Consider the following 16,278-nt stretch of genomic DNA (forward strand, 5'->3'; position numbering starts at 1 on the left):
TATTTTATTGTTTGTAGGTTAGTTTATTGTGCTTTTAATATATTAATTTCTTGAAGAAAAGAAGGCAAGTTCTTAATCTTATAATCAATATATGGTTTATCAGCATCTTTTTTTGCAAATACCTCATCATTCTCAAGCCAACAAGTTTTCATTCCTAAATTTTTAGCTTGCTCTAAATTATGAGCAATATCTTCGATTAATATTGATTTTGTTGGATCAAGATCAAATTTTTCTACTATCTTTTTATAAGGTTGAATTTTTGGTTTTGGAATAAAATTAGCATCAACAATATCAAACGCTCCATCAAACAAACCATCTATACCTAGTTGTTTAGTTACATTTTCGACATGAGCATGAGAACCATTGGTAAAAATATATTTCTTTTCTTTAATTTTAATTAATTCTTCTCTTAGTAATTGATCTTTAGGAAGCCAGCTAATATCAATATCATGAACAAATTCTAGAAATTCATGTGGATCTATTTTATCGTGACTCATTAATCCAGATAATGTTGTTCCATATTCATAGAAGTATTTTTTTTGAATTTCTCTTGCTTTAATTAAATCGACATCAAATTTCTTTGAAATAAAAGAAGACATCTTTTTATCAACTTCAGAAAAAACCTTTGTTTGTCCAGAATACAAAGTATTATCTAAGTCGAATAGCCAGTATTTAGTATCAATTAAATTTTTCATTCTCTAATCAAAGTTCCTGAACCTTTATCAGATAATAGTTCATATAGGAGTGAGTGATTCTTTCTTCCATCAATTATTACAACTGCCTTAACCCCATTACTTGCCACATTTAGACAATTCTTAATTTTAGGTATCATGCCTCCAGAAATTACTCTTTGATTAATTAATTCATTAGCTTTTTTAGAATTGATTTCAGGAATTAGCTTTTTTTCATTGTCTAATACTCCCTCTACATCACTAATAATCATTAATCTTCTAGCTTTTAGCTCAATTGCGATCGATCCTGCAGCAGTATCAGCATTTATATTAAAAGTCTGATTATCTTTATCCGAACCCAAGGGTGCAATGACTGGTACTTCGTTTGCTTTTATTATTTTAGTTAAGAACTCTTTGTTAATCCCAGTAGGCTTTCCCACAAATCCAAGATCTTTATCTTCTTGCTCAACAGTAATTATATTATTTTCTTTTGAAGTAATTTTTTTTGCTTTACAGGCTAGCCCATCTAAAGCTTCAACAATTTCTTTATTAAATTCAATTAATACATCCTCAACTATGTTGATCGTATCTTTATCAGTAACTCTTAGTCCGTTAATAAAATTGCTTTTAATATTAACTTCTAAAAGCTTACTATTAATTCTTTTTCCACCTCCATGAACAATTATAGGATTGAAACCAAGTTTTTTTAAAACGACTACATCTTCAATAAAAACTTTAAATAATTTTGGATCAACTAAAACACTGCCACCACACTTAATGATGATAAATTCATCATTATATTTTTCTAAATATTTTTTTACTTCTTCAACTGTTGGGCCATCTTTGGGTAGGATGTTTATTAATTCTTCTTCTCTTAACAATGACATTTATGTTGTTTTGATAGTCATTTTTCTTTGCACAATATATTGTTGTATCATTGTGAAGATGTTGTTGAAGCTCCAGTAGATAACCAGACCTGCAGGAAATGGTGCAAGAATTACAGTTAAAAAAACTGGGAAAAACATAAATATTTTAGCCTGTATAGGATCTGGTGGCGTTGGGTTTAGTTTTTGCTGTATCCACATTGTGATACCCATAATGATAGGCCACGCACCTATTAATAAGAAAGAAGGTGGATCCCAAGGAATTAAACCAAAAACATTGAATAAAGATGTTGGATCTCTATCACTTAAGTCATGTATCCATCCATAAAATGGCATGTGTCTCATTTCAATGGTTACAAATAATACTTTATATAGCGCAAAGAAAACAGGAATCTGAACCAGAATAGGAAGACAACCACTCATTGGATTAACTTTTTCTTTTTTATAAAGAGCCATCATTGCTTGTTGCAATTTCATTTTGTCATCCTTGTGTAACTCTTTTAGACGAGCCATTTCAGGTGCTAATAACTTCATTTTTCCCATAGACTTAAAACTAAAATTGGCAAGAGGAAAGAATGCCAATCTAATGCAAATAGTGACAGCAATAATTGCTAAACCGTAATTACCAAGTAATTTAAAGAAGTAATCTAATACAAAGAACAAAGGTTTTGTGATGAAGTACATAAAGCCCCAATCAATCGCTAGATCAAATTTATTGATATCTAAATTTTCAGCATAACCATCAATTACATTTACTCTTTTAGCAGCAACTATAATTTGAATTTTTTCTTCAATGGAACTGTTTGCTTTAACCTCAATACCTTTGGTAGATATGTAATTTGCTCTAAATTTATTTTTATAGTCAAAAGTTGTTTTAAACTCTTTACCTTTTGGCGGTATAACTGATGTAACCCAAAATTTATCTGAAATAGCAACAAATCCTTCTTGTGCGATTTGAGTAAATTTTTTATCCTGGATATCATCGTAATCTTCCTCAATTAATTCATCATCAAGTACAGATAAAAACCCTTCATGCAAAATATAAAAGCCAGATATCTCTGGTATCTCATTTCTAATTATTTGCCCATAGGAGTAAAAATTATAGGATTTATCTGATGAGTTAATTATTTTTTCTTTTACAGTAAATAAAAATTGATCATCTAGACTTATATGTTTCTCAAATGTAATCCCTTGAGTATTACTCCATGTTAGTTTTATAGGATTATTATTGGTTAATCTTTTATTTCCGATAATTTCCCAGACAGTAGAAGCATCAGGTATATCAATATTTTTGTTAGTACTTACAAAGCCACTTTCAACTAAATAACCATCTTCAACATTTCTTGGATTTAATAAGATTATTTTTTCATTTTTATTAAGTTCAACATTATACTCTTTAAAAGTTAAATCATCTATTGCTGCACCCTTTAAAGAAATTGACCCAACAACACTTCCATTTTCAAATTGAATTCTATCATTTTCTTTTAAAGCATCTGCTCTTGAAAGTTTTGAAAAATTTTCATTTTTATCTAAGCTTGGAGTATCTGTATTATTTTCAATTTTATTTTGTTCAGCTAGATTTGTTTTAATAGTCGCAGGGTCAGGCTGAAAAAAAAGAGAGTATAAAACAATTACTGCTGCTGATAAGGATATTGCTGCAATTACGTTTTTAGTATCCATTATTTTTTAACCTTTAATTCTTTATTTACTGGATCAAATCCTTCACCGCCACCTAACATTTTAATGGGGTGGCATGAAAATATTCTTTTAGTGCTTTTTGATATCCCTTTAATTAGCCCATATGTTCTTAAACATTCAATTGTATATTCTGAGCAAGTTGGAAGATATCTACACGAAGGAGTTAAGTAGGGGCTAATAACCATTTTATAAAATTTGATCAGGCCAATTAAAATGTTTGATATAATATTCATTACTTAATCTTTTCTATGTCTTGGAATAAAGTATCTTTTATTATCGCATATTCATTGTTTAGCATAGTTATTTTCGCAATCACAAGGTAAGAATAATTAAAGTTTATAGACACTTTTTTTATAGCTTCGTTAATTATATTTCTCAATCTTCTTTTAATTTTATTTCTCTTTACAGCACTACGGATTAGTTTTTTTTTAGCTACAAAGCTAATATTTAATTTTCTATTATCTTTATCTGCAAGAGGACCAAAAAAGAGAGTGATATATTTATTTGAGATTTTTTTTTTCTTAAGTAAATTTTTAAAATCTTCGTTTTTAGAAAGAGCAACAATTTTGCTTTTCATTTATTTTGAACTATTTACCCTGAGGTTTTTTTTGAGTGGATGACACTGTAAGGTTTTTACGTCCCTTATCACGTCTTCTCTTAATAAGTTTCTTCCCACCTTTAGTTGCCATCTTTGATCTGAAGCCATGCTTCTTAAGACGTTTTCCAACTTTGGGCTGATATGTTCTTTTCATAGGATTTATTTAAGTTTTTTTAAATTTCGCCCTTTATAGTAATTATATGTATAAATAGCAAATAGAAGATTTTATAATACGACCAATAAATTATGGAAAAATCAAAAAAAGTTAAGATAACTTTAGGTTTATTTTATCTTCTAGTTGTTTCATCATTTTTATACTTTTTTTTATCAAAATTCACCCTCGAAGAATTAACAAGCTATGAATTTATTAAAAACAATAGAGATTATTTTTTTGGATTAAAACAAACTAATTTATTTTTAATTTCTTTAATATTTTTAACAGCCACAATTATTTGGGTTGTGATGGCTGGATTTGGTTTGCCAGTTGCACTCTTAGCAGGGTTTATTTTTGGCAAGTGGCTTGGAACGATTATTCTAATAATTGGAATGACTATTGGTGCAACAATTTTATACATCATTGGAAATTATTTTTTTAAAGAAATTATTAAAGAAAAGTTTTTAAATAGATTTAAAAATTTAGAAGTAAAATTTAAAAAATCAGAATTTATTTATCTTTTAGCTTATAGATTTATTGGAGGCATTCCTTTTGCATTATCAAATGTGTTACCTTGTATTTTTAATGTTAGAGTGAGTAATTTTTTTTGGGCAACATTAATAGGATTAACTCCACCACTATTTTTAGTTGTTTCAATTGGAAGTGGACTTGAAAAAATCATAGAACAAAACTTAGAAGCTCCTAGAATCATTGATTTGATATATTCACCAGATATCTACATTCCAATGATTGCTTTTGGAGCTTTATTAGTAGCTGCAATTGTTGCTAGAAAAATATTCTACAAAAAATAATCTGGTGCCCCCACCAAGAATCGAACTTGAAATTTATCCTTACCATGGACATGTTATGCCATTTAACTATAGGGGCTAATTTGTTATTTTATTGAAGTATTTCTATAATAAATCATTTTTTCAAAAAATTGCCTTAATTTTTTTCATATAATGATTTATACCTACGGAGGAAATTTTATGGGCATTCATTACGATTATAAATCTACAAAAGGCAATAAGCTTATGGAGAAGCAGGCAAAGAGAGAAAAAAAGCTTGCTGAAAAAAAAGCAAAACGTGAAGCTAAAGAGGGACCAAAAGTTCAAGAAGAACCAGAGAAAACTTTAGATGCATCAAAGCCTATCACTTTAGATTTTTTAACTAATCCAGACAAATAATGAATGATAAAGAAAAAAATGAGAAGTTAAGTCTGGCTCTTAGAAAAAATTTAAAAAAAAGAAAAATTTTTCAAAAAAAAAATAAGAAGAAAAGTAAATAATGTCAGTACTTTCTGATAAATCTATAAGGAAGTTAGCAGTTGAGCAGTCAATGATTTCTCCTTTTATAGATAAGCAAGTCAGGGATGGTAAAATTTCTTATGGACTTAGTTCATTTGGCTATGATGCAAGAGTAGGAGATGAATTTAAGATATTTCATAATGTTAATTCTTCTATCGTTGACCCTAAGGAGTTTAGTTCAGATAATTTTGTAACCAAAAAAAGCTCTGATTATATTATCATTCCTCCTAATTCTTTCGCTCTTGGAACCACTATTGAAGTCTTTAAAATACCAAGAGATATCATGTGTATTGTTGTTGGTAAGAGCACATATGCAAGAACAGGAATCATAGTTAATGTAACTCCAATTGAATCTGAGTTTTTTGGAACAGTTACTCTTGAGTTTTCTAATACCACACCGCTACCTGCAAAAATTTATGCAAATGAAGGTGTTGCACAATTTTTATTTCTAAAAGGAGATCAGTCTCCTGAAACTTCATACGCTGACCGTAAAGGAAAATATATGGGTCAAACTGGAGTAACTTTACCAAAAGTATAATCATGAAAAAATTAGAAGTCTTTGGGGCAGCAAAGCTCAAGGGACAAATTAGAATTTCAGGTTCTAAAAATGCATCCCTTCCTATTTTAGCTGCAACATTATTATCAAATAAAAAGATATCTTTAGCAAACCTCCCAAGGGTAAAAGATATTGAAACAATGATACTTTTACTAAAGTCATTAGGTTCAATTATTGAAGATAATAAAAAAGAATTGATTATCAAAAATACCAAGCAAACAAAAACTTTTGCAGCTTATAGTTTGGTTAAAACTATGAGAGCAGGAATATTAGTTTTAGGACCATTACTTGCTAAATTTGGTAAAGCAAAAGTTTCATTACCTGGCGGCTGCGCAATAGGGACAAGACCTGTTGATATTCATTTACAAGCTCTATCAAAACTTGGAGTTAAATATAAAATTATCCAAGGTTATGTGCATGCTAATGCACCCAAAGGATTAATAGGAGCAAATATAAAATTTCCTAAAGTTTCAGTTGGTGCTACAGAAAATTTAATTATAGCCGCATGTTTAGCTAAAGGAAAAACAACTTTATCAAATTGTGCGATTGAACCTGAGATTAAAGATTTAGTTAATTTTTTAATTAATATGGGGTGTAATATTAAGTGGACTGCAAAGAGAACGGTTAGAATTGAAGGAGTGAACAATCTTAAAGAATTAGATTATTCAGTAATGCCGGATAGAATAGAGGCTGGAACTTATTTAATAGCTGCAGCATTAACTGAAGGAAATTTGAAAATTACAGGAATTGATCCTAAGATAATAAGTACAGAAATTAATATCTTAAAAAAAGTAGGATCAAAAATTACTTTAAAAAAAAATGAAATCCTTATTCAAGGAAGTAAAAAGATTAAAAATATAAATATTAAAACATCTCCTTATCCAGGGTTTCCAACAGATTTGCAGGCACAAATGATGGTATTATTATGTAAGGCTAATAAAAGATCTCATATTAAAGAAGAAATATTTGAAAATAGGTTTATGCACGTTGCAGAGCTTAATAGAATGGGAGCTAAAATTTCTATTAATGGAAATCAAGCAAGCATAGAAGGAAATATCAAATTTGAAGCAGCAGAATTAATGGCCACAGATTTAAGAGCCTCTGTATCTTTAATTCTTGCAGCTCTTACAGCTAAAGGAAAATCAGTAATTAATAGAATATATCACCTTGATAGGGGCTATGAAGATATAGAGAAGAAATTAAAAAAAGTAGGGGCTAAAATTAAGAGAATTAATTAATGGATAAAAAATATTTATCAAAAATTATAGCTACAGATAATGAGGGATTACAAGTAATCTCAGCATGTTGCTCTGGAGCTGAAGTTAAAGTTAATGAAATTAAGTATCTTCAGAAAAACAAAGTTTTTCTATTATCATTAAAAAGATCTAAAGTAGAAACGGAAGAACAAGATAAAAAAATTACTAGTATTTGCAAATTTGAATTTGTAGATAGAGTTAAATCTAAAAATATTAAACAAAACGACCCTGAGGAAAAATTAGAGTTAATTGGGATGGATTATTTAAAAAATAATGACAATTATGAGATAAACTTAATGTTTACAAACAATGCATATATTACATTATCGACAGAAATAATTGAAGTAACTTTAGATGACCAAAACAAAGCTGATTAATGATTAAGATATTAGATAGTAAAAATAAAAACTTTGACAAAACTTTAGACGCATTACTGTCTAAACGAAAAAATAAAGTCCAACTTAATTCAGTTTCAGTTATTAAAATTATTAAAGATGTTAAGAAAAATGGAGATAAAGCTATTTTAAAGTATGAAAAGAGATTTAATAAAAATAGTATTATTGCCCCAAGCATAAAACAAATTAATAGAGCTATTCAGTCTTTAGATCCAAAAGTTAAAAAGGCAATCGATCTTGCTTATGATAGAATTTATAAATTCCATTCATTACAAAAATTTAAAAACATTTCTTATACAGACAAACTAAAAAATAAATTAGAGTATAAATACGTACCTATTGAATCAGTTGCAATTTATGTACCTGGTTCAACAGCTTCATATCCTTCCAGTGTTTTAATGAATGCAGTACCTGCAATTGTTGCTGGAGTGAAAAGACTAGTTATGGTTAATCCAGGTCAAAAAGGTAAACAAAATCCTGCGGTATTATATGCTGCTAAAAAATGTAAGATTAAAGAGATTTATTCAATTGGAGGACCATCTGCTATTGCAGCTGTTGCATATGGTACTAAGAAAATCAAAAAAGTTGACAAAATTGTTGGCCCTGGAAATTCTTATGTTGCTGCAGCAAAAAAAGAAGTATTTGGAGATGTTGGAATTGAAGGAATGATCGCAGGTCCTTCTGAAGTGACAATTGTTTGTGATAAGTTTTCAAATCCTGAATGGATAGCGAGCGATCTAATAGGTCAAGCAGAACACGACAATCTTGCTCAATGTATTTTAATTTCAAAAGACAAATCAACTATTAAAAAAGTTAATTATGAAATTATCAATCAATTAAAAGAATTGCCTAGAGCAGTGATTGCAAAAAATAGTCTACTTAATAATGGAATTTTAATTCATATGCCGTCTGACCAAAAAATTATTAACACAGTAAATAAAATTGCTCCTGAACACTTAGAGCTTAATATTAAGAACTATAAAACGGTAGTGGGTAAGATTAAAAATGCAGGATCTATCTGTTTAGGAAAATACGCTGTAATGGCAATGACAGATTATAATGTTGGCTCTAACCATGTATTGCCAACCAATTCTTCAGCAAGATATTCAAGTGGGGTTAGTGTTAATGAATTTTATAAAAGAATTTCATATATAAACCTATCAAAAAAAGGGATTGAAACCCTTGGTCCATCAGTTATAACACTTGCAAACTACGAGGGTTTAGTGGGACACGCTAAGTCGGTAGAAAAAAGAATTAGGAGAAAATAAATTTGTCAAAACAAGAAATGCTGTCGTTCTCAGGAATTGTTGAGGATTTATTACCAAATGCAATGTTTAGAGTAAAATTAGAAAACGGCCATATTGTTACAGCTCATGCTGCAGGCAAATTGCGTAAGAACAGAATTAGAGTACTTCAAGGTGATAAGGTTCAAGTTGAAATGACACCTTACGATTTGACCAAAGGTCGTATCACTTTTAGAGGTTAATAAGGGGCCCTGTAGCTCAGTTGGTAGAGCATCGGATTGAAAATCCGTGTGTCACTGGTTCGAGTCCAGTTGGGGCCACCACCACCTCCCTTTAAAAATCCAAAAAATTATTGAAAAAATAAAAAAAATAAAATAATTTTTTATATAAATAATAAAAGGATAAGTAAAAATGAGCACACTAAAAGGAACAGTAAAGTGGTTTAACGGTAAAAAAGGTTTTGGCTTTATTGAAAGAGAAGATAAAGAAAAAGATGCATTCGTTCACGCATCAGCAGTAAAAACTGCAGGTATGCGTTTTCTAAACGAAGGTGATAAACTAGAATTTGAGATGGAGGATGGCCCGAAAGGCCCTTCAGCTGTAAATTTAAAAAAAATAGACTAGTTCTTAAACTTCAAAAATCTAAAAGGGCGTTTTATCCTTAAAAATAAGGTTAACGTCCTTTTATATTTAGGTGTTGAAAATTATTCTTAATTGTCTAAAAGACTGATCATGATTATAAATATTACATACAGAGAGACTTCAAGAAGTACTCACAGACTTTGTTTCCATAGCCTTTAGGCTATTTATTTATAATATAATTTTAAATCCACACAAAAATAATATAAACACAAGGAATGCCTGGGTGGTGTAACGGTTAGCACGAAAGTTTGTGGAACTTTAAGTTTGAGTTCGATTCTCAGCCCGGGTACCAAAAAGATGAATAAAGAAAATAAACTAATTCCTGGGTTACCCTCAGGATTTGAAGATCGATGGGGCAAAAAATTAATTCTCAAGAAAAAGTTAATTAATATTATTGAAGCTAATTTTGTAAAATTTGGTTTTGGCGCTCTTGAAACGCCTTCATTTGAAATTTCAGAGAACATAGGATCATTTCTTGCAGATGATGATAGCAATCCTATGTCTGACGTATTCTCATTCAAAGATGGGGAGAAAAATATTACACTTAGATATGATTTATCAAGTCCATTAGCTAGATTTGTTGCTCAAAATAATCAGGAATTACCCTTACCTTATAAAAGATATCAAATGGGTGATGTATGGAGAAACGAAAAAGCAGGCAATGCTCGCTATAGAAGCTTTTTACAATGTGATGCAGATATCGTTGGTAACGTTAATCCAGCTCAAGCCAATGCCGAACTTTGTAATTTAATTGCAAGTACACTTCTTGCCTGTGGTTTAAAAAAAGATCAGTTCGTTGTTAACATTAGTAATAGAAAAATTGTTCAAGGTTTAATTGAAGACCTTAAAATATCTGATGATAAGAAGATAAAGGTTATGAGAGCAATAGATAAGTTAGATAAGCCTGGCTTTGGTTTAAGAGGAGTTGAAGATTTATTAAAAGAAGAGAGATTAGATGCAAGTGGAGCTGTTACAAAGGGTGCCAACTTAAATGATGATCAAGCTGCACAAATAATCAACTTCTTGAAAGTAAAAGATTTAAAAGAATTAAAAGAAAATTTAAAAAACCCTTTATCCCAAGAAGGAATTAGAGAACTAGAGGAATTATTAGAAATAGCAAGTTATGGAGATTATTTAGATCAAATAAAGACAAACTTTACAATTGTTAGAGGTCTTGCTTATTATGACGGATTTTGTGTTGAAACAAATTTAAATTTTAAGACAACAAATAACAAAGGTAAAGAAGTTGACATAGGAAGTATTTGTTCAGGTGGACAATATAACAAATTAATTTCAAGATTTAAGGGAGTTGATATTCCTGGAACTGGAATGAGTATTGGTGTTGACCGATTATTATTTGCTATGATGCAGCTTGATCAAATTGAAGTTGATGAGAAAAAACCAGTCATTATTTGTGTAATGGATGAAAAGTATTTAAAAAATTATTATGAAATTTTAAAAGTTTTAAGAGACAATAATATTAACTCTGAAATATTTTTAGATAGTAAAAAAAATCTAGGTAAACAATTAACATATGCTAATAAAAAACAATGCCCGATAGCTGTTATTTGTGGTGAAAATGAATTTAAAGATAATACGATTACTTTAAAAAACCTTTTAGGAGTTAAAGGTGAAAACAATCAGTTAACGTTCCCAAAAGAAAATTTAATTAATGAAATCAAAAAATTTATCTGAAAAAATTCTTAGATCGGTTAAATCTAAAGGATTTAAATATATTGATTTACCTTCAGTAATTGAGGCCAATCATATCGTTCAACGATCTGGGGAAAATTTTAGAAAGTTTATTTTTTCATTTACTGATCAAAATGGTAGTGAGCTTTGTCTAAGACCAGATCTCACAATAGCATCATGTTTAAGATACTTAGAAAACAATCTTAAAGGAAAAGAGAAAATATTTTATAGCGGTCAGGCTTACAGAAAATCAAATAATAAAAAAGATTCTATTATTAGAGATCAAGTTGGTTTTGAGATTATTGGTTCTAAAGATGAAAAAAAAGATGATAAAGAAATTATTAATACAGCACTAAAATCTCTATCTAATTTACAATATTCATCAGGGACTTTAAAAATTGGTAACGTTGAGATTTTCAATTTATTAATTTCAAAACTAGATATCCCAAAAAGATGGAAGTTAAGGCTTTCAAGACACTTTTGGAGAGAAGTATACTTCAATGATTTATTAAAAAGATTAGAGACAAACTCTGATGTTGACCCAACAATTGTTGAGGTTGATAAAAAGAGATATCAAAAAATGCTAAAAGATAAACAGCAAACAGTAGTTGCTGGACGATCAATTGAAGAGATTTTAAAGAGATTTGATAACAAGATTAAAGATCCAAGAAGAGCTAGTAGAGGTAAAAACGTTTCAAAAATTATTAGAGAGTTTTTAAAAATTAACTGTCCAGTAGGACAAGCTGCTAAAAAACTTAATATCTTTTTTAAAAAAAATAAAATTAATTTAGTTGTGGATCAAAAATATTTCCCAACTTCATTAAATAAAATTCAAAAATTAAATGTAGAGTTCTCAGCGTCTTTTGGGCGTCAATTAGAATATTATACAGGTATGGTCTTTAAAATTGATATTAAATCTAAATCTAAAAATATTAACATCATTAATGGTGGACGTTATGACAAACTAATTTCAGATCTTGGATCAAAAAAACAAGTTCCAGCAGTAGGAGCTGCTTTAAATTTAAATTACTAATGATAAAAAATATTATTAATATCGGAATTCCAAGTAAAGGCAGATTGAGAGCTGATATCCTAAAGATATTTAAAAAAAATAAACTAAATTTAATCTCAGAAAGAGGTGAAAGAGATTTATTAGGATCTATTAAAAACTTGAAAAATGTTAAAGTATTATATCTTCATGCAAGAGAGATAGTTGAAAGACTTGGAGATGGCTCTTTAGATCTTGGCTTTTCTGGATTTGATTTATTAAAAGAAAGTGAAGTAAATATTCAAAAAAAAATAAGTGTTGTTAAGAATTATGACTTTGGTAAAGCAACATTGGTTGTGGCTATCCCAGATCCTTGGATTGATGTCCAAACAGTTGCTGATTTAGAAGAAATTGCTTTTGAATTTAAAGATAAAAAGAAAAAAAGATTAAGAGTGGCAACAAAATATCCGAATTTAACAAGGGAGTTTTTGTTTTCAAAAGGAGTTACTCAATTTAAATTAGTTAGTAGTTTAGGTGCAACTGAAGCGTATCCTTTTACAGAATCATCTGAAATTATAACTGATATTACTTCGTCTGGTGAAACTCTAAGAGCAAATAATCTTCGAATTCTTAAAGATGGTGAAATTTTAAAGTCAGAAGCCTGCATGATGACTTCAAAACCCTCTTTAAAAAATGGTTTGGTTAAAAAACTAGTTAAGTTACTTTCGAAGTAAAGTATCCTTTACGTAAATTAAGATAATCTTAATAATATCAAGGTTTCTAAGCACAGCATAAGCTGCAACAATAGCTCCTATAATAAGTAGTATTTTTAGTATTAAGATTAATTCCATAGGGACAGTTTTAAATAATTACATATATAAATCAAATTTTTACTATAAAATATCTCCTAGAATCATGGACATAATTTTATTAACCGTATTAGTCTTGTTGTTAGGAGTTGCTTTAGCAATCCTTTATCTAAACTTAAGATCTAAGCCAAAAGATGGTAGTGAAAATAAAGAAGCTGAAGAGATGGCTAATTTAAAGACAGAAATTACTTCATTAAAAGATACCTTAAATACTACTATTAATACTTCACTTGGTTCAATGTCGACTTCATTTAACAACCTATCAACTGGGGTAACAAAAGATATGACAGAGGCCTTAACAAAAGTTGATGAAAAAGTAGGAAATTTTAATAACCAAGTAGAGTTATTAAATAAAAGCCAAGAAGGTATAACGAAAATTTTAGCTGGAGTTAAAAAATATGGAACTCTTGCAGAGTTTTCATTAGATGCACTGATTAAAGACTTGTTACCTGCTTCTCAATTCATGACTAACGTTAAGATGAAAGAGGACACAAGTGAAAATGTTGAATTTGCAATTAAGCTTCAAGGAGATGTTCTAGTTCCAGTGGATAGTCATTTCCCAGTAGAAAAATTTAAAGCAATTACCGATGGTTATGACGCGGATGACAAAAGAGCTGTTGCAGATGCAAGAGCAAAATTAGCTACTGCATTTAAAGCTAAAGCTAAGAGCGTTAATGAAAAATATATTGTTCCACCAAAGACAACAGATTTTGCAATAGTTTATGCGCCAACTGAAAGTTTATATAAAGAACTAACTGAATACCAAGATCCAACTACTAAAGAATTATTAACTCAAGAATTAATGAAAAAACATAAAGTTGTAATCTGTGGTCCAAATACTCTTTCTGCTTATTTACAATCATTACACATGGGCTTTCAATCTCTAAAGGTTCAAAAAGGTGCAACAGAAATCTACGATCATCTAAAAACAATTAGCTCAAGATTTGGAAAACATTTTGAAAATATAGTTGCTCTTAGAAAAAAATTAGAAGAAGCAATGATTGTTGTTGATAAGTTTGGAACAGATGCAAGATCGATTAGCAGAAGCCTAGAAAATATTAAAGATCCTGAACGAGTTGATAAAGCCGTTCAAACAGAAAATGTAGAAAAATTTATTGACCATTCAAAACAAGCAAAAAATTAATTTCTTTTTTTCTTCAATACCGCTTATAACAAAGTATATGCAGTGGAATAATAAATTTACTTATCCAAAATCTATGAGATCAATGGTGAGTGGTTCAAGGATGTATGCTGTAAATCAAGAAAAGCTTCCTTCAGTAACTTCCATATTACAAGCAACACAAAGTGAAGAAAAAAAAGCATCCCTTGCAAATTGGAAGGCAAGAGTGGGAGCTGCTGAAGCAAATAGAATTAAAAATGATGCTTCAAGCAGAGGCACATCAATGCATTCTCATTTAGAAAAATATTTATTAGGTCAATTAAATTTAGAGCTATTAGAAGAAGAGGCTAGCAAATCTAAAAAAATGGCAGACGAAATTATCAAACAAGGTATTAAAGGAAAATTGTCAGAAATTTATGGTACTGAAGCAACGTTGTATTATCCTGGAAAATACGCAGGTACATGTGATGCAGTTGGTGTGTATGAAGGGCAAGAAACTATCATTGATTTTAAACAATCCAATAAACCAAAAAAAGAAGAGTGGATTGAGGACTATTATCTTCAATTAGGCGCATATTCATTAGCTCATAACGTTGTCCATAATTCAAAAATAACCCAAGGAATTGTTTTACTTTGCACTGTAGATAATTTATTCCAAGACTTTAGAATTCAAGGTGAAAAACTAGAAGAATACCAAAACAAGTTTTTAGAAAAAGTAGAACAATACTATCATCAACGGAATATGAACTAATATGAATTTAGCAATATGGGACATCGAATCTAGTAGTGCCAATACTTCATGGGGAAGTATTATTGAAGTAGGTGGTATTTTAGTTGACCCAAATTTTAAAGAATTAGATCGTTTTAATTTTAGATGTAGATTACCAGAAGGAGAAGTTCCTCAAGCAATGGCTTTGATAGTTAACAAGACTAGTGTTGATTTATTAACTAAAGGAAATTTAAGTCATTACCAAATGTTATCTCAGTTAGAAGCAACATTTAAAAAATGGAGCCCAGCAATATTCATGGGTTGGTCAAACATTGGCTTTGATGATGAGATGATAAGAAACGAATTCTTTAGAGGAATTAGATATCCATATATTACAAATGCAACCCCAAACAAAAGACATGATGGTTTAAATATTGCAAGAGGTGCCCATGCAGTTGATGAGAGTGTTATAAAAACTGAAATAAATGCAAAAGGTAATGCGGTAATGAAACTAGAGTCGTTAGCTAGAATGAATGGCTTTGAATCAAGTGGAGCTCATTCAGCTTTATTTGATGCAGAACTAACCGTTAAGGTTTTAGGACTAATTAAAAAAAATCAACCTCAGACTTGGAATACTTTTTTAAGAACAGCAAACAAGAGTGATACTGAGACGATATTTAAAACTGAAAAAATGTTTACATTAGCAGAATATCATTTTGGTAAAAATTATAGATTTGTTGTTGCACCACTTCACCCAAAACATTGTATTCACCCAATTTATCAATGGGGCCAAGCTTTTGATCTTAAAATTGATCCTATTCCATTATTTGATATGTCAATTGCTGAACTTAAAAGTGCTATTAAAAAATTAAAGTTTTTAAGAACTATACGATCAAATAAAGCTCCTATAATTTTAGACGCAAGTTACGGACTACAAGTTGAACCATATAGTAATCTTGACCCTGATCTAATTAAAGAGCGAGCAAAATTAGTAAACAGTAATGAGAGATTTTCTCAAAATGTTTTAACCGCATTACGAGAAACAGCTGAAGAAAAAGCACAATTCGATTCTCAAGTTGATTTACTGGCAGAAGAGACAATTTATAAAAAATTTACTCCTCAAAAAGATACAGCTTTATTTCCAAAATGGCATGCAGCTTCTTGGAAAGATAAATTAATATTATTAGATAAATTTGAAGACGAGAGAATGGTAAGCTTTGGAAAAAAGATAATATATCAAGAATCACCTGAGACACTTCCACCTGATATGTTTAAGACTATTAAACGTGGAATAGCTGAAAGAATATTAAGTGATGAAAAAGAAAAATGGTGGACATGCAAAGAATTTTATTTTGAGTGTGATAATTTAAGAGATAGATATACCAACGAAAAAGATGAGAAAAAGCTGAAGTTTCTAGACGAAATTAATGGGTTCGTAGAAGGTATTCAAAAAAAATACGAACAAGCATAATAAGTCTCTGTTAATTAACTAAAA

At 29.7% G+C, this 16,278-nt stretch carries 20 protein-coding genes and 3 tRNA genes; 16 read left to right on the forward strand and 7 right to left on the reverse strand.

What is annotated here, in order from left to right; genetic code table 11:
• Window positions 1-23: 23 nt before the first annotated feature.
• Genes AC5SMR_RS00335 through rpmH form a run of 6 tightly spaced genes read right to left on the reverse strand, consistent with a single transcriptional unit; the run spans window position 24 to window position 4,005 of the window.
• The gene (locus tag AC5SMR_RS00335; protein WP_494576959.1) at window positions 24-695 is read right to left on the reverse strand and encodes a pyrimidine 5'-nucleotidase; all 672 of its coding nucleotides are present in this window, start codon (window positions 693-695) and stop codon (window positions 24-26) included.
• Complete coding sequence (argB, locus tag AC5SMR_RS00340; RefSeq protein WP_494576960.1) at window positions 692-1,558, reverse strand: acetylglutamate kinase; 867 nt, start codon at window positions 1,556-1,558, stop codon at window positions 692-694. Before argB ends, AC5SMR_RS00335 begins: the two co-directional genes overlap by 4 nt.
• The gene (yidC, locus tag AC5SMR_RS00345) at window positions 1,559-3,235 is read right to left on the reverse strand and encodes a membrane protein insertase YidC (RefSeq protein WP_494576961.1); all 1,677 of its coding nucleotides are present in this window, start codon (window positions 3,233-3,235) and stop codon (window positions 1,559-1,561) included. It lies immediately after the preceding gene.
• On the reverse strand, window positions 3,235-3,486 hold the full coding sequence (yidD, locus tag AC5SMR_RS00350; RefSeq protein WP_271521578.1) for a membrane protein insertion efficiency factor YidD: 252 nt from the start codon (window positions 3,484-3,486) through the stop codon (window positions 3,235-3,237). Before yidD ends, yidC begins: the two co-directional genes overlap by 1 nt.
• Window positions 3,486-3,830: a ribonuclease P protein component gene (rnpA, locus tag AC5SMR_RS00355; RefSeq protein WP_494576962.1), complete on the reverse strand. Its 345-nt coding sequence runs from the start codon at window positions 3,828-3,830 to the stop codon at window positions 3,486-3,488. The genes yidD and rnpA overlap by 1 nt, the downstream gene beginning before the upstream one ends.
• Window positions 3,831-3,840: 10 nt before the next feature.
• Entirely contained in the window at window positions 3,841-4,005 is a 165-nt protein-coding gene (rpmH, locus tag AC5SMR_RS00360; RefSeq protein WP_006997435.1) for a 50S ribosomal protein L34, read from the reverse strand.
• Between the two features lie 92 nt (window positions 4,006-4,097).
• Between rpmH and AC5SMR_RS00365 the strand changes: the two genes are divergently transcribed.
• Window positions 4,098-4,817 (forward strand): TVP38/TMEM64 family protein, encoded by a 720-nt coding sequence (locus AC5SMR_RS00365; protein ID WP_011281734.1) that lies wholly within the window; start codon window positions 4,098-4,100, stop codon window positions 4,815-4,817.
• A 2-nt stretch (window positions 4,818-4,819) separates the two neighbouring features.
• On the opposite strand, the gene AC5SMR_RS00370 is transcribed toward AC5SMR_RS00365, so the two are convergent.
• A tRNA-Thr gene (locus tag AC5SMR_RS00370) sits at window positions 4,820-4,893 on the reverse strand.
• A 101-nt stretch (window positions 4,894-4,994) separates the two neighbouring features.
• On the opposite strand from AC5SMR_RS00370, the gene AC5SMR_RS00375 reads away from it, so the two are divergent.
• From AC5SMR_RS00375 to AC5SMR_RS00445, 15 genes are all read left to right on the forward strand, one after another.
• The gene (locus AC5SMR_RS00375; protein ID WP_006997433.1) at window positions 4,995-5,192 is read left to right on the forward strand and encodes a hypothetical protein; all 198 of its coding nucleotides are present in this window, start codon (window positions 4,995-4,997) and stop codon (window positions 5,190-5,192) included.
• 100 nt (window positions 5,193-5,292) lie between these two features.
• Complete coding sequence (dcd, locus tag AC5SMR_RS00380; RefSeq protein ID WP_006997431.1) at window positions 5,293-5,850, forward strand: dCTP deaminase; 558 nt, start codon at window positions 5,293-5,295, stop codon at window positions 5,848-5,850.
• A 2-nt stretch (window positions 5,851-5,852) separates the two neighbouring features.
• Window positions 5,853-7,106 carry a UDP-N-acetylglucosamine 1-carboxyvinyltransferase gene (murA, locus tag AC5SMR_RS00385; RefSeq protein ID WP_494576963.1) on the forward strand — a complete coding sequence of 418 codons (1,254 nt, stop codon included), beginning with the start codon at window positions 5,853-5,855 and terminating at the stop codon, window positions 7,104-7,106.
• Window positions 7,106-7,501, forward strand: a complete 396-nt coding sequence (locus AC5SMR_RS00390; RefSeq protein WP_006997429.1) for a DUF2948 family protein — start codon at window positions 7,106-7,108, stop codon at window positions 7,499-7,501. Before murA ends, AC5SMR_RS00390 begins: the two co-directional genes overlap by 1 nt.
• Window positions 7,501-8,787, forward strand: a complete 1,287-nt coding sequence (gene hisD / locus AC5SMR_RS00395) for a histidinol dehydrogenase (protein ID WP_494576964.1) — start codon at window positions 7,501-7,503, stop codon at window positions 8,785-8,787. Before AC5SMR_RS00390 ends, hisD begins: the two co-directional genes overlap by 1 nt.
• Window positions 8,788-8,789: 2 nt before the next feature.
• Complete coding sequence (gene infA / locus AC5SMR_RS00400; protein WP_006997427.1) at window positions 8,790-9,005, forward strand: translation initiation factor IF-1; 216 nt, start codon at window positions 8,790-8,792, stop codon at window positions 9,003-9,005.
• A gap of 5 nt (window positions 9,006-9,010) precedes the next feature.
• Window positions 9,011-9,086: transfer RNA gene (locus AC5SMR_RS00405), tRNA-Phe, on the forward strand.
• Between the two features lie 88 nt (window positions 9,087-9,174).
• A complete protein-coding gene (locus AC5SMR_RS00410; protein ID WP_006997426.1) occupies window positions 9,175-9,387 on the forward strand; it encodes a cold-shock protein in 213 nt (70 codons plus the stop codon).
• 235 nt (window positions 9,388-9,622) lie between these two features.
• Window positions 9,623-9,697 (forward strand) — tRNA-His (locus tag AC5SMR_RS00415).
• A gap of 5 nt (window positions 9,698-9,702) precedes the next feature.
• A complete protein-coding gene (hisS, locus tag AC5SMR_RS00420; protein WP_494576965.1) occupies window positions 9,703-11,100 on the forward strand; it encodes a histidine--tRNA ligase in 1,398 nt (465 codons plus the stop codon).
• A complete protein-coding gene (locus tag AC5SMR_RS00425; RefSeq protein ID WP_494576966.1) occupies window positions 11,078-12,130 on the forward strand; it encodes an ATP phosphoribosyltransferase regulatory subunit in 1,053 nt (350 codons plus the stop codon). Before hisS ends, AC5SMR_RS00425 begins: the two co-directional genes overlap by 23 nt.
• The gene (hisG, locus tag AC5SMR_RS00430) at window positions 12,130-12,819 is read left to right on the forward strand and encodes an ATP phosphoribosyltransferase (RefSeq protein ID WP_494576967.1); all 690 of its coding nucleotides are present in this window, start codon (window positions 12,130-12,132) and stop codon (window positions 12,817-12,819) included. Before AC5SMR_RS00425 ends, hisG begins: the two co-directional genes overlap by 1 nt.
• A 181-nt stretch (window positions 12,820-13,000) precedes the next feature.
• Window positions 13,001-14,098 carry a DNA recombination protein RmuC gene (locus AC5SMR_RS00435; protein WP_494576968.1) on the forward strand — a complete coding sequence of 366 codons (1,098 nt, stop codon included), beginning with the start codon at window positions 13,001-13,003 and terminating at the stop codon, window positions 14,096-14,098.
• 37 nt (window positions 14,099-14,135) lie between these two features.
• Window positions 14,136-14,825 carry a hypothetical protein gene (locus tag AC5SMR_RS00440; RefSeq protein WP_494576969.1) on the forward strand — a complete coding sequence of 230 codons (690 nt, stop codon included), beginning with the start codon at window positions 14,136-14,138 and terminating at the stop codon, window positions 14,823-14,825.
• Between the two features lies 1 nt (window position 14,826).
• Window positions 14,827-16,254: an exonuclease domain-containing protein gene (locus AC5SMR_RS00445; RefSeq protein ID WP_494576970.1), complete on the forward strand. Its 1,428-nt coding sequence runs from the start codon at window positions 14,827-14,829 to the stop codon at window positions 16,252-16,254.
• The last annotated feature ends 24 nt before the right edge of the window (window positions 16,255-16,278 follow it).

The organism is Candidatus Pelagibacter sp. PS_28 (assembly GCF_059417885.1).